Consider the following 15,488-nt stretch of genomic DNA (forward strand, 5'->3'; position numbering starts at 1 on the left):
ATTGTATCACCGGCAGACACACAGGGATCATGTCTATTGATAAAAGATCGTATATGCTATAAACATATAAGTTCGAAAGTGCCAGTTCACTCGTAGTAACCCACACTACCCCTAAGGAGGTGTGCAATGCGTTATGTTGCTCTTTTTATTATGCTCCTTGGCATTGGTATCCAAAGCAGCTGCACCACCACGACGCTGTATATTGCCCCGGCGCAGGAACGCAACCGTCACGCGAATCGTGCGTATGCAACCGTGATCATCCGCAGCGACGACGGAAACGCTACCGGGGTCTGCATCACACCGACCCACATCCTCTCGTGCGCGCACGTTATTGGAGAGCGAGACACGATCGAGATCGAGTATCACAGTGGTGAGCGAGTAGAAGCAAAGGTCGTTCACACAAACACCGAGGACGACCTCGCGCTTCTCTCAACGCCCGGCAGGATACATCCGTTCTATGCCCGGACGATCGGCGAGCTCCCGGCGAATGGAACAGAGGTGTATACCGTTGGTCACCCTCGCCCTGTTAGATTCGGCTACAGCGCGGGAACGCTTATGCGCGCGACCAACAGCGAGATGCTTATCAGTACGTACTCGAACAAAGGTGCCTCCGGAAGTGGTGTGTGGCACGAGGATCGTCTTATCGGAATACTGTACGGAAGCTCGTTCTTTGCCGGTACTACTATCCGAGAGGGCTCGCTCTGCACACCGTCGTCAGCTATCATCCGTTTTCTTGAGCACGCGCAAAAGAATGGAATGGTTTCACCGACAGCGTTCGATGCTCTTTTGTCAAAATAACTACCCGAGCAACCTGATCGTACACACTCACGCCTTGCGCGTGAGTGTTTTATGTAATCTCTATTTCATACTCATACCATTACTCTTGACACTGGATAACAAAGATGATATAAAACACTCAGAGGCACGATGAATCGTGCTCAACCAGTACCCTTTTACTCCGGGAAAGGTAGTGTTATGAGACCCGTATACATTCTCATTGTCGAGGATCACCAAGCTGTACGCGAGGCAATGACCGACGGGCTGACCAGAGCCGGCTTCACCGTGCGAGGTGCATCTACGATCGAAGAGGCGCGAACGCTACTCTTTACCGACAAACTCCCCTTTACGGCGATCGCGCTTGATCACAAGATCGGCTCCGACAACACAGAAACATTCGTCAGGGAGGTCCGTGAAAGCGGTTTCACCGGCCTCATCCTGGGAATGAGCCTCGAGATGGAGTTATCGATCAGGATCGAACGCGCCGCGTATCAAGCCGGCGGAGAAGGACACACGCTTTCCGTTGAAAAACTCGAAGCGGTCGACGTGTTGCGTAAGATCCTTGCTCCATGCCAAGACGAATAACGTTCAAGATCAGTTGTACCGCCCGCCACCTTTCAGGTGCCGGGCGGTTTTTTGTTTAAAGGGTTACCTTCGTAATCTAACCTGATACAATTGGGTCATTACGTGTATTATCCCTAACCCTACTCCTTATGCCCCACTATAAAGAACAATCATTTAATTTACCCGATGAATTTCACGGGAAGCTTTCACGCAAAAGTGTTGACGAACACCTCAAACTCTACGGCGGATACGTCAAGCACACGAATACCATACTTGAAAAAGTTGAGGAACTTGAGCGAGACGACCTGGAGGGCAACAAATTTACGATCGAGTCACTTCGACGCCGACTCGGATTTGAATTCGACGGCATGCGCAATCACGAGATCTACTTTGCCCAACTCGAGGACGGACCACAAGAACTCACCGACGACAGCAAGCTAAAGAATGCGATCAGCTCGTACCATGAAGACTTCGATACCTGGCTCGCGGACTTTAAACAGATGGCGAAGACGCGTGGTATCGGTTGGGCCGTACTCTACTACGACCAACACGCCGACCAGCTTTTGAACGTATGGGTGGACGAGCAACACCTTGGACACCTCACTGGAGTCGAGCCGATCCTAATGCTCGATATGTGGGAGCACTCGTTCGTCTTTGACTACCAACCGTCCGGAAAAGGTGAATATATCGATGACTTCTTTGCTAACCTAAACTGGTCAGTTATAGAAGAAAACTTTGCGAATGCAAAGAAATAGTATTTATGCTCAATGTTTAGAAAGCCCGCTCGGCCTTGCCGGACGGTTTTCTGTTTTCTAATGTCGCAACCTCTAGGAAAGTCGATCTGCCAACGACGACATACCGAGCTTGAGTTGACCGCGGCTATATAAGTAAATACACCACACACCAAAAAGCAGGTAGACACCGATCGGTATCCAGATCGATATCGGCGGCACGGTAACATGAGAGAGTGGCAGCGCGTTGAACGTTTCCACGACAAACAATACGTAGCTAAGAAAAACATACGCGAGACCGGCAACCGGCAGCGCGAGCACAGGTGAAACCATTCCAGCCAACCCGGCAAGAAAACTAAACAGCATTGCTCCGGCGACTGCCGGAAGCGCCAATAAGTTCACGGGTATAGAAACAAACGAAAGGGAGCCGGTCATATAAATAAGGAGCGGCCACACCCCGAACTGCGTAGCGATAGTCGCTGTCGCGATCTCCCGCAAGCCCAGCGTCTGTGGAACAAACCACAGCCACCGCTCGACAACCGAACCCAACAAGACCAGTCCAAGTGTTGCCAGTGCAGAAAGTTGAAAGGAAGGATCGTGAAGAAGTATCATCGGATTGATAAACACCATCACCATTGCCGCGAGCACAAGCGCCCGAAGTGCATGCGAGTGATGTCCGGAGAGATGAGCCACAACAACCAGCGCCGCCATGATCGACGCACGCACTACCGTTGCTCCCCCGCCGACCATAATGGCAAATAAAATAATACCGCAGACACCGGCGAGTGATCGCCATCGTAAACCCACCCGCGCATGTTTAAGAAATGAAATAAGCGCGACCGCGATCAGTGTTACATGAAATCCTGAAAGCACTACTATGTGTACCAGTCCGGTGTCGCGGAACAACTGCTCCACCTCATCGTTTAGTGTGTCACGAGCGCCCACCAACATACTGTTGGCAAGCGATGCGTGCGGATCAGGAAGTACACGTGTAACACCGCTCATGAACGTATGCTTTATAAAAAGAAGAGAGGCGACAACAACATTTTTTTCATCTGAACCAATACGCTCGATCCGCGGAAAATACATCACGTGGAAGATACTGTCTTTTGCAAGAAACGTATCGTACTTAAATACCCGACCGGTATCTGTCTCGAACGGTTCGGGTGCTCGAAGCTCTCCGATTATCTTAAGGCGATCACCGTACGAATACGTTGAGTGAGACTGTGCGGAAACGCGTACCCGAGTCCCGGCCGGAACTTTCTTTATTTGGCCATCTTCTTGATGTAGTTGATCGATCGAAACTATGAGCGTCGAACTATTTCCACCTGCCACCACCTCTTCGTCCACCACGCCTGAGAGTACAACCTCATCACCAACCCACCTGTCGAGTTCTGACTCTTGGGACCACACGCTCATGAGTGTATACCGACCGACACCGATCGAGACGCACACAAGCAAAACGGCAACAACTAAAATTGCGGCACCCTCTGCACGCACAACCGTTCTTCGGTAAACCAGAACACCAAACGCGATCACCAAAAGTGCTCCGGCAAAATACCACGCAAACCCGGCCAGCGTCGCTACGGTAACACCGGTCAAAAATCCAACACAGCTTCCGTAAAACAAATACGCATTCATAAAATAAAAAACGCCGACAGGCGCTTAGTTCAATACTACCTTCATTTACCCGCCACTGATTTAAATTCAGTAATGATCTCTCTTTCATTTTCTGCCGAGACCGCCTTACGGAATTTTGCATTCTTTCCGTGCACGCGCTTTTTACATTCATCCCAACTCGAGTGTGTTTCTATCTCGCCATCCACCATTGAGACATATGAATATGTTTTCATGTTTTTTCGCGCGGAACCATTCTCAAAACCCTTGCCAGAACTCTTATCAAAACCCTTGTCAGAACTTTTACCTGCAAACATTTTTTTTCGCGCCAGCGCCTTTTCATCATGCGTAACATCAGTCAGGTCGATAGGGTACTCTTCGAGAGGGGCGGTAGCGAGCGATACTTTTTTATCATCAGCAAACTCAGTAGCTATCACGTCGGCTCGTTCATTTCCACCGATCCCGATGTGCCCGCCAACGTATTCCCACGTAACTTCGAAGTGCTCTGTGAGTCGAACAAGCTCGCGCCAGAGATCCTGATTCAAAACAGCTTTCTTGTTTTTTGTGCGCCAGTCATTTTTTTGCCATCCGGCAACCCAGCGCGTCACTCCGTTGATAAGATACTTAGAGTCAGTGCGTACCACTATTTTATATTCCGCATCGCGAAGCTTCGCACTCGACTCAATAAAACGCAGTCCTTCGATAGCCGCGGTCAATTCCATTCGGTTATTTGTTGTTTCCTCTTCACGTCCACCAAGTTCCGCTACGTGCGTATCATTGTGTTCGGCCGATCTGTCTGCGCCTGTCCGCGCCCGTCCGCGCGGGCGGGCAGGAAACATTACGATCGCACCCCATCCACCCGGACCGGGGTTCCCGCGCGATGATCCGTCGGTAAAAATTATAATTTGTTGTTCCATATAATTATTGTATATCAACTATGCGAAGACGTAGTTCGGGTCGACCGCGGAAATACGATCGCTCCATCGATGCGATAAGTGTGACCGGTTGATCCTTACGAATGTTCGCTGAGTAATCGTCAGCCGAAGCGAAGAATCCGATAGCCTTCACTTCTCGTCCGGTCGACGTGTGGAACACCAGCTCAAGATGATTGTTCTGCTTACCAAACGAGCGGACCCGTCGAATAATAATGTTCGGAAATCGAAATGTCGGCTTGGCATTACCAACCCCGAACGGCGCGAGCTGACTTAGTTCACTGTAGACCTCATCGGTGACATCATCAAGCGTCAGGTCGGTATCGATCAGTTCAGTCGCCGGATTCAACTCCTCCTCGCCAACTGCCTTCGCTGCGTCGATAAGCGCATCTTCGAGCATATGGATCTTCTCGTGAGAGACCGCGAACCCGCCTGCCTGCTGATGACCGCCGTAGGCGTCGAGTACACTACGCGCTTTCTCCATCACCTTGACCAGATCGACACGGCCGTTTGAACGAGCCGAACCTTTGAGCGCTTCGCGTCCGTCCCGTCCCCACAAAAACACCGGACGGTCATATTCCTCGGCGAGCGCGTTTGCCGCAAGTCCTAAGAGTGACGGCTTCCACTCCGGATCACCCGCCACGATAACCTCCTTCGCTCCGTTGCTGTTGTTCTTTTTTAGTTTCTGTTTGATCGCCTTGGCCATCGAGGCGACCACGCCTTTGCGCTCGTCATTGATCTCGTTGAGATGTTTGACCGCACTGTCGGCAACACTCTGATCCCGTGTCGAGAGAAACGTAAACGCATCCATCGGCACACCCATTCGCGAGGCGGCATTGATCCGCGGGGAGATCATAAAACCGATATCGTCTTCGCTTAAGTGTTGCTGATTCATTTTCAAAACGCGGATCATTTTTTGCAGACCCGGACGACGTGATCGCTGCAGCACCTTCAGACCATAGCTGGCAAAGACACGATTCTCACCGACGAGCGGCACCATGTCCGAGAGCGTCGCTAGTCCGACCATGTCCAGATACCACTTCTCTCTTCCTTCGGTCACACCAAAGTTTCGTGTTGCGAGTACACCCTGCACCAACTTAAAAATAACGCCGGATCCGCAAAGTTCTTTGAATGGATAGTTACACTTTTTTTGCTTTGGATCCAACGTCGCGACCGTGTCCGGCTCTTTTCCATTCGGCTCGTGGTGATCAGTAATGATCACATCGATTCCGTGCTCGCGCGCGCGAGCAACTTCATCGACGTCAGCGATCCCGCAGTCGATCGTAATAAGAAGTTGCACACCGTCTTTCTCAAACTGATCGATCGCATCAAGATGCACCCCGAACCCCTCGTCATGTCGATGTGGAATATAATTTGTAAAATTCTCAAACCCGATCTCTTTGAAAAAGTCATGCAGTACGACCGCGCCGGGAATACCGTCTGCGTCGAAGTCGCTGTAGATCAGCACCTTCTCATTGTTGTCTATCGCCTGAAGCACTCGCTCGACCGCCTCCTTCATCCCCAACATTAAGAATGGATCATGAATGTGCTCGTCGTAGTTCGGCTTCAGGAACCGCTCGGCATCCTCGGGTGTCGTGATCCCGCGGCGTTGAAGCAAATGATTGATCAGCGGCGAGTGGTGGAGTGCAGCGGTAACGGTATCTTCGGACACTTCTTTTGCGTCATCAGCAGTGAGTTTGATCATTGCCGGTATGATATCATGAAGCCATCTATGACAAACGACAAACAAACAAATTGTACTTTCTGTAAAATTGTTGCCGGTGACGTGCCGGCTGAAAAGATTTATGAAGACGAGCATTTTCTCGCCTTTCTTGATATCAACCCGCAGGCGCCGGGGCACGCGCAGGTGATACCAAAAGAACACTACCGCTGGGTCTGGGACCTGCCCGCCGAAAAAGACACGCTCGAAAATGCGGGAGATTATTTTCGTGTAGCACAGAAGATCGCCAAAGCACAACAGAAAGCTTTCAGCACAGAATGGATCCTTTCAAAAATTGTCGGCGACGAAGTTCCCCACGCCCACATCTGGGTCTTCCCCGGTGACGCAAAAGGAGGCAAGCAAGACATCGCGGAGAACGCCGAGAAGATCCGCCAAGCACTCGAATGATACGAATCGAACCTCCGCTACCAAAGATCTAAGTGAACACCTCACACCTATTTAGTTAACTAAATAGGTGTGAGGTGTTTTAAAAAACCGCAGGTATTGCTACCGACGGTTTTGTGGTTTTGGTCTTCGTTCTCCTCACTGAATGATCAAGCCCACCTAGCTCCTGCCACACGACTACTCGCCGTCAATAAACTTGAGTCGGCGAGAGAGGTTCCTGATCCTGGAAAGAACTTCGTCGATCTCTTTGATCATTTCCGCAAGCGGAGCAGCTTGGTCATGCTTCTTCTGTTTCACGAACTCGTCTTTTCGTTTGCCGATCTCGTTTCGCTTTTCTTCGAGACCTTTTATAAGTTCGGCGACCGAAGTGTTATCTGCCCAGCGAGCGAATGCTTCTACCGCTTCGTTTGTCGGTTGATCTGCCTGAGTCATCACGCTACTCCTTGTTTGAGAATTATATGAGAACTCCGTATAGCCTTCCGTAAATACTATATAACTTTATATGAATAGTGTCAATCTTCTTTGATCACCCCTTTATAAATGGCTCACATTGCTTGTGAGCCATTAAAATGCACCATGTAAACGAAATGGAGAAATTACGTACGCTTCAGCGCCTCGATCCCAGGCAGGGTTTCATGGGCTAAAAAGTCTAGCATCGCCCCGCCACCGGTAGAGACAAAATCAAACTGATCCAACATATCCAGCTCCTCGATCGCAGCCAATGTGTCACCGCCGCCGACAATTGTTTCCGCCGGAGAGTCCGCTACCGCTTTCGCCAGAGAGAGCGTACCGTCTTTAAATCCGCTCTCGTAATCTCCCAGCGGCCCGTTCCAGAGCACGAACGCCGCGCCAAGCAGTTTCTCACGAATATTCTCGATCGTCTTCGGGCCTGCATCCATTATCTTGTTGGACGGACCAACCTCTCCTGCTTTTATAACTTCAGTCGTCTCTATCACCACGTCTTCGGGAAGCAGTACTTTGTCGCTGCTCACGATAGCATCAAGCCCATGGTCCACACCTGAGACCACTGACTCGCCTACTTCTAATCCCTGCGCCTGGAACACATCATTCGCCAGCGCTCCGCCCAGAAACACCGTGTTTGCTTTATCCAAAAATTTCTTAAGGAGCGGTAATTTCGTATCAAACTTAGCTCCGCCCAACAGAAACACGAACGGTCGCGACGGATGAAATGCGTCAGAGAGATTTTCTATCTCCTCGATGAGCCGGAAACCCGCATAGCCGGGCAGCAGCTTTGGTACCCCGACAACAGAAGCATGTTCGCGATGCGAGACAGAAAACGCTTCGTTCACATAGACATCAGCGAGTGAGGCAAGATCACGAGCAAATGCCTCGCCGTTCTCCTTCTCCTCTTTATGTAGACGAAGGTTCTCAAGCAAAAGTACATCGCCATTTTGCATCTTCTGAACTTCATCGAACACTTCACCACCAACACAACCCCCAACAAACGTCAGGTCGAATAGGTAATGTTTTACATACCGCGCTACCGGCTCAAGACTATTTCCCTCTTTGCTCTTAAAGTGACTGGCTAGAATCACCTTCGCGCCGGCGTCTCGCAGATACTCAATGGTCTTTCTCTCCTTCTCGATCCGGTAGGTATCCTGCACTACTCCACCCTTGACCGGCACATTAAAATCAACGCGGCAAAACACCCGCTTTCCGGCAAGGTCTTCTATTTGCTCTACTGAGGGAAGCTCTATCATACTAAAACTATCACGCTAAAAACTAATACAAACACTGAACGACATACGCAACGCAAATATTAGCGTTTGGATGCGATCCGTTTCACAGCTTTAACGATCGTCGCAAACTGTTGCGGCTCCCGACTTGCTCGTCCCGGCAGAACACCGTCCACTTCACCGTTCTCCATTATATCCTCAATGTTATGCGCGTTAACCGAACCGCCATAAATGATACGAGGTCGATCAGCATACCGTTGAGAGTATTTGCGCGCGAGCGCTCGACGAATGAATACCACCATCTCGTGTATCGCCGTGCTCTCCATTGCTTCTTTGGCTCCGATCGCCCAGATAGGTTCGTACGCTATTGTTAACTGACCGAGATATTTAGCACTAACGCCTTCAAGCGATGACAGGATCTGATCTTCAAGCCACTGGAGATACTGACCATCCTCATCACGCTCATGCTCGCCGACACACAACACCACATCCAGATCTTCCTTGAGTGCATACGCAACTTTTTGAGCGATCTGTTCACTGGTCTCACCCATTGCCCGGCGCTCTGAATGACCAACGACAACATGACTCACATTATATTCCGACAGCATCGAAGCAGATACTTCACCGGTATATGACCCGCTGGGTTTAAAAAAAACGTTCTGTGCACCGAGACCGATCTTTCGCGATCGACCGCGCTCGTCAGAGATCGCCGGCAAGTGAATGAATGTTGGGCACAGCACAACATCAACTCCGGAAGTCGATTCAAGCTCCTTGTGTACAGCTCGATAAATAGCCAGCGCCGACTCCACGGACTCCGGATTCATTTTCCAATTTCCAACAACGAGTGGATTGTGTTTTGACATTATCGTGAGTATAGCACACACAAAATGAAGACAGTATCAATTTTCTATTCGTTGAATTTTAGTGTTTGCAGTGCGATAATAAAAATTATGTCACGAAACACTGATGGGTTTTCGCTCCTTGAGATCATTGTTGCGATAGCGATCATTGGTATTATAACCGCGATCTCTGTAGCTGTTTTCGTAAACCTTCATAACACTGAGGCGCTACGCCGTGATGCTTCGTCTATCTCCTCTCTTCTTGAAACCGCACGCGTCCACTCCCTTTCGTCAAAAAACAACGAGCCATACGGGGTTTATATAGAAGACAACGAAAGTATGGTGTTCAGTGGAAGCACCTTCGATCCAAATAATGTTATCACCCGTGCATCACTTCACTCAACTGTACAGTTCGACGAGATAACACTTACAAACAGCACCTCTACTGTTCTCTTTGATAAAATAACCGGAGCTACCGACAATCACGGTGTTATTGTGCTCGAGTCCGTACGTCGAGCAGCTAGCTCAACAGTATCTATTGAACCGACAGGCTCAATTACCACCGACTTCTAACGCCTTATGAAATACACCCGCGGCATCAGTTTTATTGAAGTTATTATCGCCAGTGCGATCATTGTTTTGATCATTACCGGCGTGATCTCTGCGTATTCACTATGGATCAGCGAACACCAGGTCAGCGCCGAACGAGTCAAAAACGCAATACTACTGGAAGAGGGTCTGGAAGCGGTACGCAGTATCCGTGACAAAGACTGGAGTGCGCTAGCCGATCTTTCAATAACCGACACTCATTATCTAACCTTTTCTACAACAACAAGCGAATGGCAAACCACGACTGAGCCGGAATGGATAGACGGTGTCTACAAACGCTGGTTTGAGGTCGATGATGTTTCCCGCGACAATGACGATCGGATAACTGAAAGTGGCGGGTCAAACGATCCTGGAACTAAGCAGATAACGGTCTACGCCGCCTGGAACGACAGAACCGGCACAACGACCACAATGGTGAGTGCTTATTTCACTAACCTGTTTGAAAATTAACCGGTCATGCATATACGAAATAATACAAAATCACAGAAAGAACGAGGGTTCTTCCCGGCTAATGCAAAGCAGTCAAAAGCCCGCTTTCGTTCTGTTCGAACCTGCCTGCCGGCAGGCGGGCGCCGTCTGAGGAAAAGCACTTCTTCGACTGGTTTCACTCTGATCGAAACGGTGTTTTATATCCTTTTGCTGGTTGTGCTCTTCTCTATTATCGTTCAAACACTTCTTACCATCACCGGCACATTCCAGAAGGTAGAGGAAACCACTACAATTAATCGCTCCGCTATTTTTGGCATTGAACGGATCATGCGCGAGACACGGAACGCTAATGAGATTCTGGAAGGCCAAAGCATCTTCAACGCAAGCTCGAGTGTTCTCGTGCTCGGCAGTTCAAACGATAGCGGCGCAAGTGTTGCCAGGAAATTCAGTTTAGAGAACGAGCAGATCCGCATGGCAATAAATGGCGTAGACCAAGGAAGTCTTACGCCGGATGACGTCAAAGTGACCCAACTCCTCTTCCACCACATCCAAAACAGCACTTCTTCAGAAGCAGTACGCATGGAAGTAACCATGGTGCCTACAAACAATTCAACAAGCAGCGCCGTTACTTTTTATAACACCGCCGTCGTTCGCGGCACCTACAGCAACTAGTGTATGAAACATCTTCCAACACAGCAGCGAGTTAACACGCAATCCGGGCAAACTCTCTTTGTAGCGACTATATTTTTCTTAGTTATTTCGCTTCTGGTTATTCTCGGCGTTGCTGATCCGATCATGCGCCATCTTTCTAATACGATCGAAACCCGTGATTCAAAAACAAGTTTCTACTTAGCCGAATCACTCCAGGAAGATGTGGTCTATCGTATTAAAAACGGCATGAATGTAGAAGATACAGAATTTTTATCACTCAATGGTCACACCGCGACCGCTGAAATAACAAACATACTTAACGGTAAAAGTATTCGCTCTACAGGTAACGTAAATTCTATCAACCGAAACGTAGAAACAATGATCCTTCTTGGCGACGGTATTGCCTTCAACTTCGGTATTCAATCAGATTCCGGCGGCATTATCCTCAAAAATAGCGCGTCAGTTGTCGGTAACGCGTTCTCCAACGGCACGATCGAAGGTGCAGGCAATATGATCTACGGATCAGCCATATCGGCCGGACCAGACGGCTTGATTGATGATATTCACGCCACCGGCACAATATACGCCCATACCATTAAGGATGCCTGGACCGAGAAAGATGCGTTCTTTTTTTCCGACAGCACTATCTCGAACACAACTGTCGAAGGTACGCGATACCCCGACAGCGAAGACCAAGCAACCTCAACCCTTCCCATCAGCGATGAGCAGATCGAAAAATGGAAAGACGGCGCGGTAGAAGGAGGTGTGAATGATTGCGGCGGAGAATCCTCGTACCAGATCAAAAGCGATGAAACTATCGGGCCAATAAAATTTGAATGCGATCTGCAAGTACAAGGTGGGGGCACAGTCGTTACTATTGGTGGACCTGTCTGGGTAGAAGGCGACATTACCGTGCAGAACAGTGCGATATTTCGTATCGATACCGATCTAGACAACAAGAGCGTCGCTATCATAGCGGACTATCCGTCTGACCCAACAAGCAAGGGCACGATCGATCTGCAGAACAACACTGAGTTCGAAGGGACCGGGGAAGAGGGTTCGTACATACTCTTCGTCTCCCAAAACAGCAGTGCGGAAGAAGGTGGTGGAACAGAAGCGATCAAGATCCAAAACTCAGCCGTGGGTGACCTTCTTTTATACGCCGGTCACGGCAAGGTTGTACTCCAAAACAACGTCAGCTTACGGGAAGTGACCGCCTACCTAATAGAAGCTCAAAACTCAGCCGAGGTAATTTACGAAACCGGTATGGCGAACTTGCTCTTTGACTCGGGCCCTGCCGGTGGATATGAGATCAGTTCATGGCGGGAGGTGGAGTAGGTAGGTTATTGGTATTAGGTTATAAGTTATAGAACACCGGCCACCAAAAGCGACCGGTGTTCCTCTATAAGCTACAAGCTATCATCTATAAGCTGGCCTTAACCTTATATCGCATCCACCAATGAGTACATCGGCGTGAGCATCGCAAAAGCAAAGAGACCCACCGCAACACCCATGATGATCATCAGGATCGGCTCGATCACCGTTGAGAGGTTTTTAGTTTTCTGCGACACCTCTTCTTCATAATACTCAGCGGTATTCTGAAAGATATCGGCTATCTTACCTGTTTCCTCGCCCACGCTTGCCATCTCCGAAACAAAAATAGGGTACAGGTCTTCGTATTTTGAAAACACGCCGGATATCGGTTTTCCTTGTTCGACCTCCTTCTCTGCATATGCAAGTGCATCTTTATAATAAGTATTCTGCACAACGTCCTTGGTGATCCCGATCGCCACAACATAGTCAACACCTGAGGAAAGCAGTGAAGCAAGTGTTCGTGTGGTTCGAGATGAATTAATCTGCTTCACGACCCCACTAATACCGGGAACATGAAGAAGTGTGAAATCAACAGTGCGGTGTCCTACATCCGTACGCAAAAACCAGATCGCTGTACCGATAAAAGCAAAAAGCCCGACAATGTTCAATATCCAGAAATCGCGCAGAAAATCACTTACCCCTATAATGAGTCGCGTCGAGAGAGGAAGATCGACATTCAGATTTTCGAATGTGTTTGTCAGCGTCGGCACGATGTAAACCATAGCAAGGATACCGATCGCGAGCATAAGCGTAATAATTACAGCCGGATAGATCATTGCGCCTCGAACTTTTTTCGTAAGTGCGTACGCCCGATCCATCTGCTCGCTAATCGTTTTCAACGACTCGGAAAGCGTTCCGGACTCTTCTCCTGATTTAACCATGGAGATGAACAGGCTTGAAAAGACTTTCGGGTGCTTTTCGAGCGCCTCGTACAGCTGCTTTCCGGAACCGATATCGGCCTCGATCTCACTGATGATCTTTTTGAAACGTGCATTTGATGACTGTCGACGAAGCACAGAAAGAGCACGGGAAAGAGAAAGGCCGGCGGTGCTCATTAACCCAAGATTGCGGGCAAATATAATAATGTTATGTGTGCTGATCGTCGACATCTCCCGACCTTTCTCGAGAAGATACCCCCACCACGACCCGCCGGAAGTAACCTCTTCGGCGTGGATCACTCTCGACCCGCTCGTCTTCATGGACTGATACAAACTGAATTTATCTTTCGCCTCACGCGTATCTTCGAAGACCGTTCCGTCTTTCTTTTTTGCTTTGAATGTATATGTAGGCATACCTTAACCTTGTTACTCAGAAACAACACGCAGCACCTCCTCGATCGTTGTATTCCCCTGCGCCGCCTTAAAAATTCCGTCTTCCATCATTGTCATCATTCCTTCGTCCTTGGCTTGTCGTTCGATCTTTATTGTACTTTCACCCTGCCGCACCAACTCCTTCACGCTCTCGGTCACATCAAGCACTTCGTAAATACCAAGTCGGCCGGAATAGCCGTCGTCCGACTCTTGAGAAGGCTTCGCTTTAAAGAACGGTATTTTGGTCCATTTTGGATCTCCACTGATCACTCCTTCTTCTTTGAGATAACGTTTCACGTGATCGAGGTCGACCAGCTCCGCGAGCTTGTCAACTTCGGATTGGGTAAGGAAATAATCTTGCTTCACGTCAGTCAGTTTACGCACCAGACGTTGGGCAACAATAACGTTCAAAGTTGAGGTGAGCAAGAACGGCTCAACTCCCATCTCGATAAGACGCGGAACGGCTCCGGCCGCTGAGTTCGTGTGCAGAGTTGAAAGCACAAGGTGTCCAGTCAGTGCAGCGTTAACCGCAAGCGAGGCGGTCTCGCCGTCGCGGATCTCACCGACCATAACAATGTCCGGGTCTTGCCGCACCAGCGCACGCAACCCCTTTGAAAACGTAAAACCAATATCGGGCTTTACCTGTGTCTGATTGATCCGCTCCATCTGATACTCTACCGGATCCTCGATGGTCGAGATGTTCACCTCGGGCTGATTCAAGATATCAAGCGCGGTGTAGAGCGTTGTGGTCTTTCCTGATCCGGTCGGTCCGGTGGTTAGAATCAGGCCGGTTGTCTCCTTGGTCGCTTTATGCAGTGCCTCAAGACCGACACCGTGGAAACCGAGAAACTCAAGCGTAAAGCCGGAGACGTTCTGTCGCAGAAGCCGCATCACTACCTTCTCACCGTACTGAGTCGGCAACGTGGAGACACGAAACGATACCTCCTCGCCGTTCATCTCGGTCTTGAATCGCCCGTCTTGCGGTAGGCGTTTCTCGTCAAGCTTCAGGTTTGACAACACCTTTACACGGGCAGCGACACTATTGGTCACCTCCTTTGGCAGAACCATCGCGTCACGCAAAATACCGTCAATACGGTACCTGACCAGCACTTGTTTATCCATTGGCTCGATATGAATATCCGAAGCATTTTGTAAAATAGCGTGCTTGAGAAGCGTTTCGACGATGCGCACCACCGGAACATCCTCAGCCAACTCTTTGAGCTCCTCCGCCGAAACATCATCGCCGTCGCCTGTGCCGTCCGGGTGAGTCTTCAGTTCATTAGCTTCTTTCTGAATAATGTCACCGAACTCTGCCTGCAGACTTTTTTGATACTGACGCAACGCGTTTTGGATCGATTCTTTGTCAGTCAAACGCGGCTTGATCTTGAAGCCGGTCTTTTTCTTTATAAAATCGATTGCGGTGAGATCTTCGGTATCGAGCATCGCCACTTCAAGCGCATTGTTTTTGTCATCTTTACTGTACGCGACAATATTGTGGTTGCGGGCGATCGGCTCAGGAACAATAGAAAGGATCTCGAAGTCCAGCTTCTCGTCTTTGAGATCAACGAACGGCATACCCATAATGTGGGCCTGGATCCGTCGAAAATCATTCTCGCTGACAGTGCCGTTGCTAATAAGGACATCGCCGAGCGACGCGTCTGTTTCCTTGGCTTTTTCCTCTGCCTCTTCAAGCTCATCTTTGGTGGCCAGCTCAAGGTCTAAAATGAACTCTTTTAATTGTTCAGAACCGACTTTCATAATTTTCAGTATATCACGCGCACCTCAACACGATGTGTGTATTAATGAGCAGACGACTCACTAAGATAACCTGTA

The 15,488-nt window shown here is 49.3% G+C and carries 16 protein-coding genes; 8 read left to right on the top strand and 8 right to left on the bottom strand.

The annotated features are described in order from the left end of the window. Positions 1 to 126: 126 nt before the first annotated feature. The 3 genes from WD312_00380 (at position 127) to WD312_00390 (ending at position 2,096) form a co-directional block, all read left to right on the top strand. A complete protein-coding gene (locus WD312_00380) occupies positions 127 to 798 on the top strand; it encodes a serine protease (protein ID MEX2563566.1) in 672 nt (223 codons plus the stop codon). A 177-nt stretch (positions 799 to 975) separates the two neighbouring features. Then, on the top strand, positions 976 to 1,362 hold the full coding sequence (locus WD312_00385; protein MEX2563567.1) for a response regulator: 387 nt from the start codon (positions 976 to 978) through the stop codon (positions 1,360 to 1,362). Between the two features lie 128 nt (positions 1,363 to 1,490). Beyond that, positions 1,491 to 2,096 (top strand): Fe-Mn family superoxide dismutase, encoded by a 606-nt coding sequence (locus WD312_00390; protein MEX2563568.1) that lies wholly within the window; start codon positions 1,491 to 1,493, stop codon positions 2,094 to 2,096. Positions 2,097 to 2,168: 72 nt separating this feature from the next. Here the strand turns inward: WD312_00390 and WD312_00395 are convergent, their stop codons facing one another. Genes WD312_00395 through recJ form a run of 3 tightly spaced genes read right to left on the bottom strand, consistent with a single transcriptional unit; the run spans position 2,169 to position 6,326 of the window. Next, positions 2,169 to 3,713 (bottom strand): ComEC/Rec2 family competence protein, encoded by a 1,545-nt coding sequence (locus WD312_00395; protein ID MEX2563569.1) that lies wholly within the window; start codon positions 3,711 to 3,713, stop codon positions 2,169 to 2,171. Between the two features lie 41 nt (positions 3,714 to 3,754). After that, positions 3,755 to 4,606, bottom strand: coding sequence for a ribonuclease H (locus WD312_00400; protein MEX2563570.1), 852 nt, complete (start codon positions 4,604 to 4,606; stop codon positions 3,755 to 3,757). 4 nt (positions 4,607 to 4,610) lie between these two features. Beyond that, positions 4,611 to 6,326 (bottom strand): single-stranded-DNA-specific exonuclease RecJ, encoded by a 1,716-nt coding sequence (gene recJ, locus WD312_00405; GenBank protein ID MEX2563571.1) that lies wholly within the window; start codon positions 6,324 to 6,326, stop codon positions 4,611 to 4,613. Positions 6,327 to 6,353: 27 nt separating this feature from the next. Here recJ and WD312_00410 point away from each other — a divergent pair, with 27 nt between their 5' ends. Further along, positions 6,354 to 6,749, top strand: a complete 396-nt coding sequence (locus WD312_00410; GenBank protein ID MEX2563572.1) for an HIT domain-containing protein — start codon at positions 6,354 to 6,356, stop codon at positions 6,747 to 6,749. Between the two features lie 174 nt (positions 6,750 to 6,923). On the opposite strand, the gene WD312_00415 is transcribed toward WD312_00410, so the two are convergent. The 3 genes from WD312_00415 to tpiA all read right to left on the bottom strand — a co-directional run bounded on the left by WD312_00415 (position 6,924) and on the right by tpiA (position 9,306). After that, the gene (locus WD312_00415; protein MEX2563573.1) at positions 6,924 to 7,178 is read right to left on the bottom strand and encodes a hypothetical protein; all 255 of its coding nucleotides are present in this window, start codon (positions 7,176 to 7,178) and stop codon (positions 6,924 to 6,926) included. A 164-nt stretch (positions 7,179 to 7,342) separates the two neighbouring features. Further along, positions 7,343 to 8,467, bottom strand: coding sequence for a phosphoglycerate kinase (locus tag WD312_00420; protein ID MEX2563574.1), 1,125 nt, complete (start codon positions 8,465 to 8,467; stop codon positions 7,343 to 7,345). A gap of 59 nt (positions 8,468 to 8,526) precedes the next feature. Next, on the bottom strand, positions 8,527 to 9,306 hold the full coding sequence (gene tpiA, locus WD312_00425) for a triose-phosphate isomerase (protein ID MEX2563575.1): 780 nt from the start codon (positions 9,304 to 9,306) through the stop codon (positions 8,527 to 8,529). A gap of 87 nt (positions 9,307 to 9,393) precedes the next feature. On the opposite strand from tpiA, the gene WD312_00430 reads away from it, so the two are divergent. The 4 genes from WD312_00430 to WD312_00445 are packed head-to-tail and all read left to right on the top strand — an operon-like array spanning position 9,394 to position 12,309. Then, positions 9,394 to 9,855, top strand: a complete 462-nt coding sequence (locus WD312_00430) for a prepilin-type N-terminal cleavage/methylation domain-containing protein (protein ID MEX2563576.1) — start codon at positions 9,394 to 9,396, stop codon at positions 9,853 to 9,855. A 6-nt stretch (positions 9,856 to 9,861) separates the two neighbouring features. After that, a complete protein-coding gene (locus WD312_00435; GenBank protein ID MEX2563577.1) occupies positions 9,862 to 10,341 on the top strand; it encodes a hypothetical protein in 480 nt (159 codons plus the stop codon). Between the two features lie 6 nt (positions 10,342 to 10,347). Beyond that, positions 10,348 to 10,992: a hypothetical protein gene (locus WD312_00440; protein MEX2563578.1), complete on the top strand. Its 645-nt coding sequence runs from the start codon at positions 10,348 to 10,350 to the stop codon at positions 10,990 to 10,992. 3 nt (positions 10,993 to 10,995) lie between these two features. Continuing rightward, entirely contained in the window at positions 10,996 to 12,309 is a 1,314-nt protein-coding gene (locus WD312_00445) for a hypothetical protein (GenBank protein MEX2563579.1), read from the top strand. Between the two features lie 104 nt (positions 12,310 to 12,413). Here WD312_00445 and WD312_00450 read toward each other — a convergent pair whose 3' ends face one another. Continuing rightward, positions 12,414 to 13,637, bottom strand: coding sequence for a type II secretion system F family protein (locus tag WD312_00450; GenBank protein ID MEX2563580.1), 1,224 nt, complete (start codon positions 13,635 to 13,637; stop codon positions 12,414 to 12,416). Positions 13,638 to 13,649: 12 nt separating this feature from the next. Next, a complete protein-coding gene (locus WD312_00455; protein MEX2563581.1) occupies positions 13,650 to 15,413 on the bottom strand; it encodes a GspE/PulE family protein in 1,764 nt (587 codons plus the stop codon). Between the last annotated feature and the right edge of the window lie 75 nt (positions 15,414 to 15,488).

The sequence above is a fragment of the Candidatus Paceibacterota bacterium genome (assembly GCA_040905715.1).
Lineage (GTDB): Bacteria > Patescibacteriota > Minisyncoccia > Phycocordibacterales > CSBR16-193 > JBBDHZ01.

Excerpts from the sequence above, each read along its gene's own strand:
- WD312_00380 (MEX2563566.1), top strand. The coding sequence starts at position 127 with ATGCGTTATGTTGCTCTTTTTATTATGCTCCTTGGCATTGGTATCCAA.
- WD312_00385 (MEX2563567.1), top strand. The coding sequence starts at position 976 with ATGAGACCCGTATACATTCTCATTGTCGAGGATCACCAAGCTGTACGC.
- WD312_00390 (MEX2563568.1), top strand. The coding sequence starts at position 1,491 with ATGCCCCACTATAAAGAACAATCATTTAATTTACCCGATGAATTTCAC.
- WD312_00395 (MEX2563569.1), bottom strand. The coding sequence starts at position 3,713 with ATGAATGCGTATTTGTTTTACGGAAGCTGTGTTGGATTTTTGACCGGT.
- WD312_00400 (MEX2563570.1), bottom strand. The coding sequence starts at position 4,606 with ATGGAACAACAAATTATAATTTTTACCGACGGATCATCGCGCGGGAAC.
- recJ (MEX2563571.1), bottom strand. The coding sequence starts at position 6,326 with ATGATCAAACTCACTGCTGATGACGCAAAAGAAGTGTCCGAAGATACC.
- WD312_00410 (MEX2563572.1), top strand. The coding sequence starts at position 6,354 with ATGACAAACGACAAACAAACAAATTGTACTTTCTGTAAAATTGTTGCC.
- WD312_00415 (MEX2563573.1), bottom strand. The coding sequence starts at position 7,178 with ATGACTCAGGCAGATCAACCGACAAACGAAGCGGTAGAAGCATTCGCT.
- WD312_00420 (MEX2563574.1), bottom strand. The coding sequence starts at position 8,467 with ATGATAGAGCTTCCCTCAGTAGAGCAAATAGAAGACCTTGCCGGAAAG.
- tpiA (MEX2563575.1), bottom strand. The coding sequence starts at position 9,306 with ATGTCAAAACACAATCCACTCGTTGTTGGAAATTGGAAAATGAATCCG.
- WD312_00430 (MEX2563576.1), top strand. The coding sequence starts at position 9,394 with ATGTCACGAAACACTGATGGGTTTTCGCTCCTTGAGATCATTGTTGCG.
- WD312_00435 (MEX2563577.1), top strand. The coding sequence starts at position 9,862 with ATGAAATACACCCGCGGCATCAGTTTTATTGAAGTTATTATCGCCAGT.
- WD312_00440 (MEX2563578.1), top strand. The coding sequence starts at position 10,348 with ATGCATATACGAAATAATACAAAATCACAGAAAGAACGAGGGTTCTTC.
- WD312_00445 (MEX2563579.1), top strand. The coding sequence starts at position 10,996 with ATGAAACATCTTCCAACACAGCAGCGAGTTAACACGCAATCCGGGCAA.
- WD312_00450 (MEX2563580.1), bottom strand. The coding sequence starts at position 13,637 with ATGCCTACATATACATTCAAAGCAAAAAAGAAAGACGGAACGGTCTTC.
- WD312_00455 (MEX2563581.1), bottom strand. The coding sequence starts at position 15,413 with ATGAAAGTCGGTTCTGAACAATTAAAAGAGTTCATTTTAGACCTTGAG.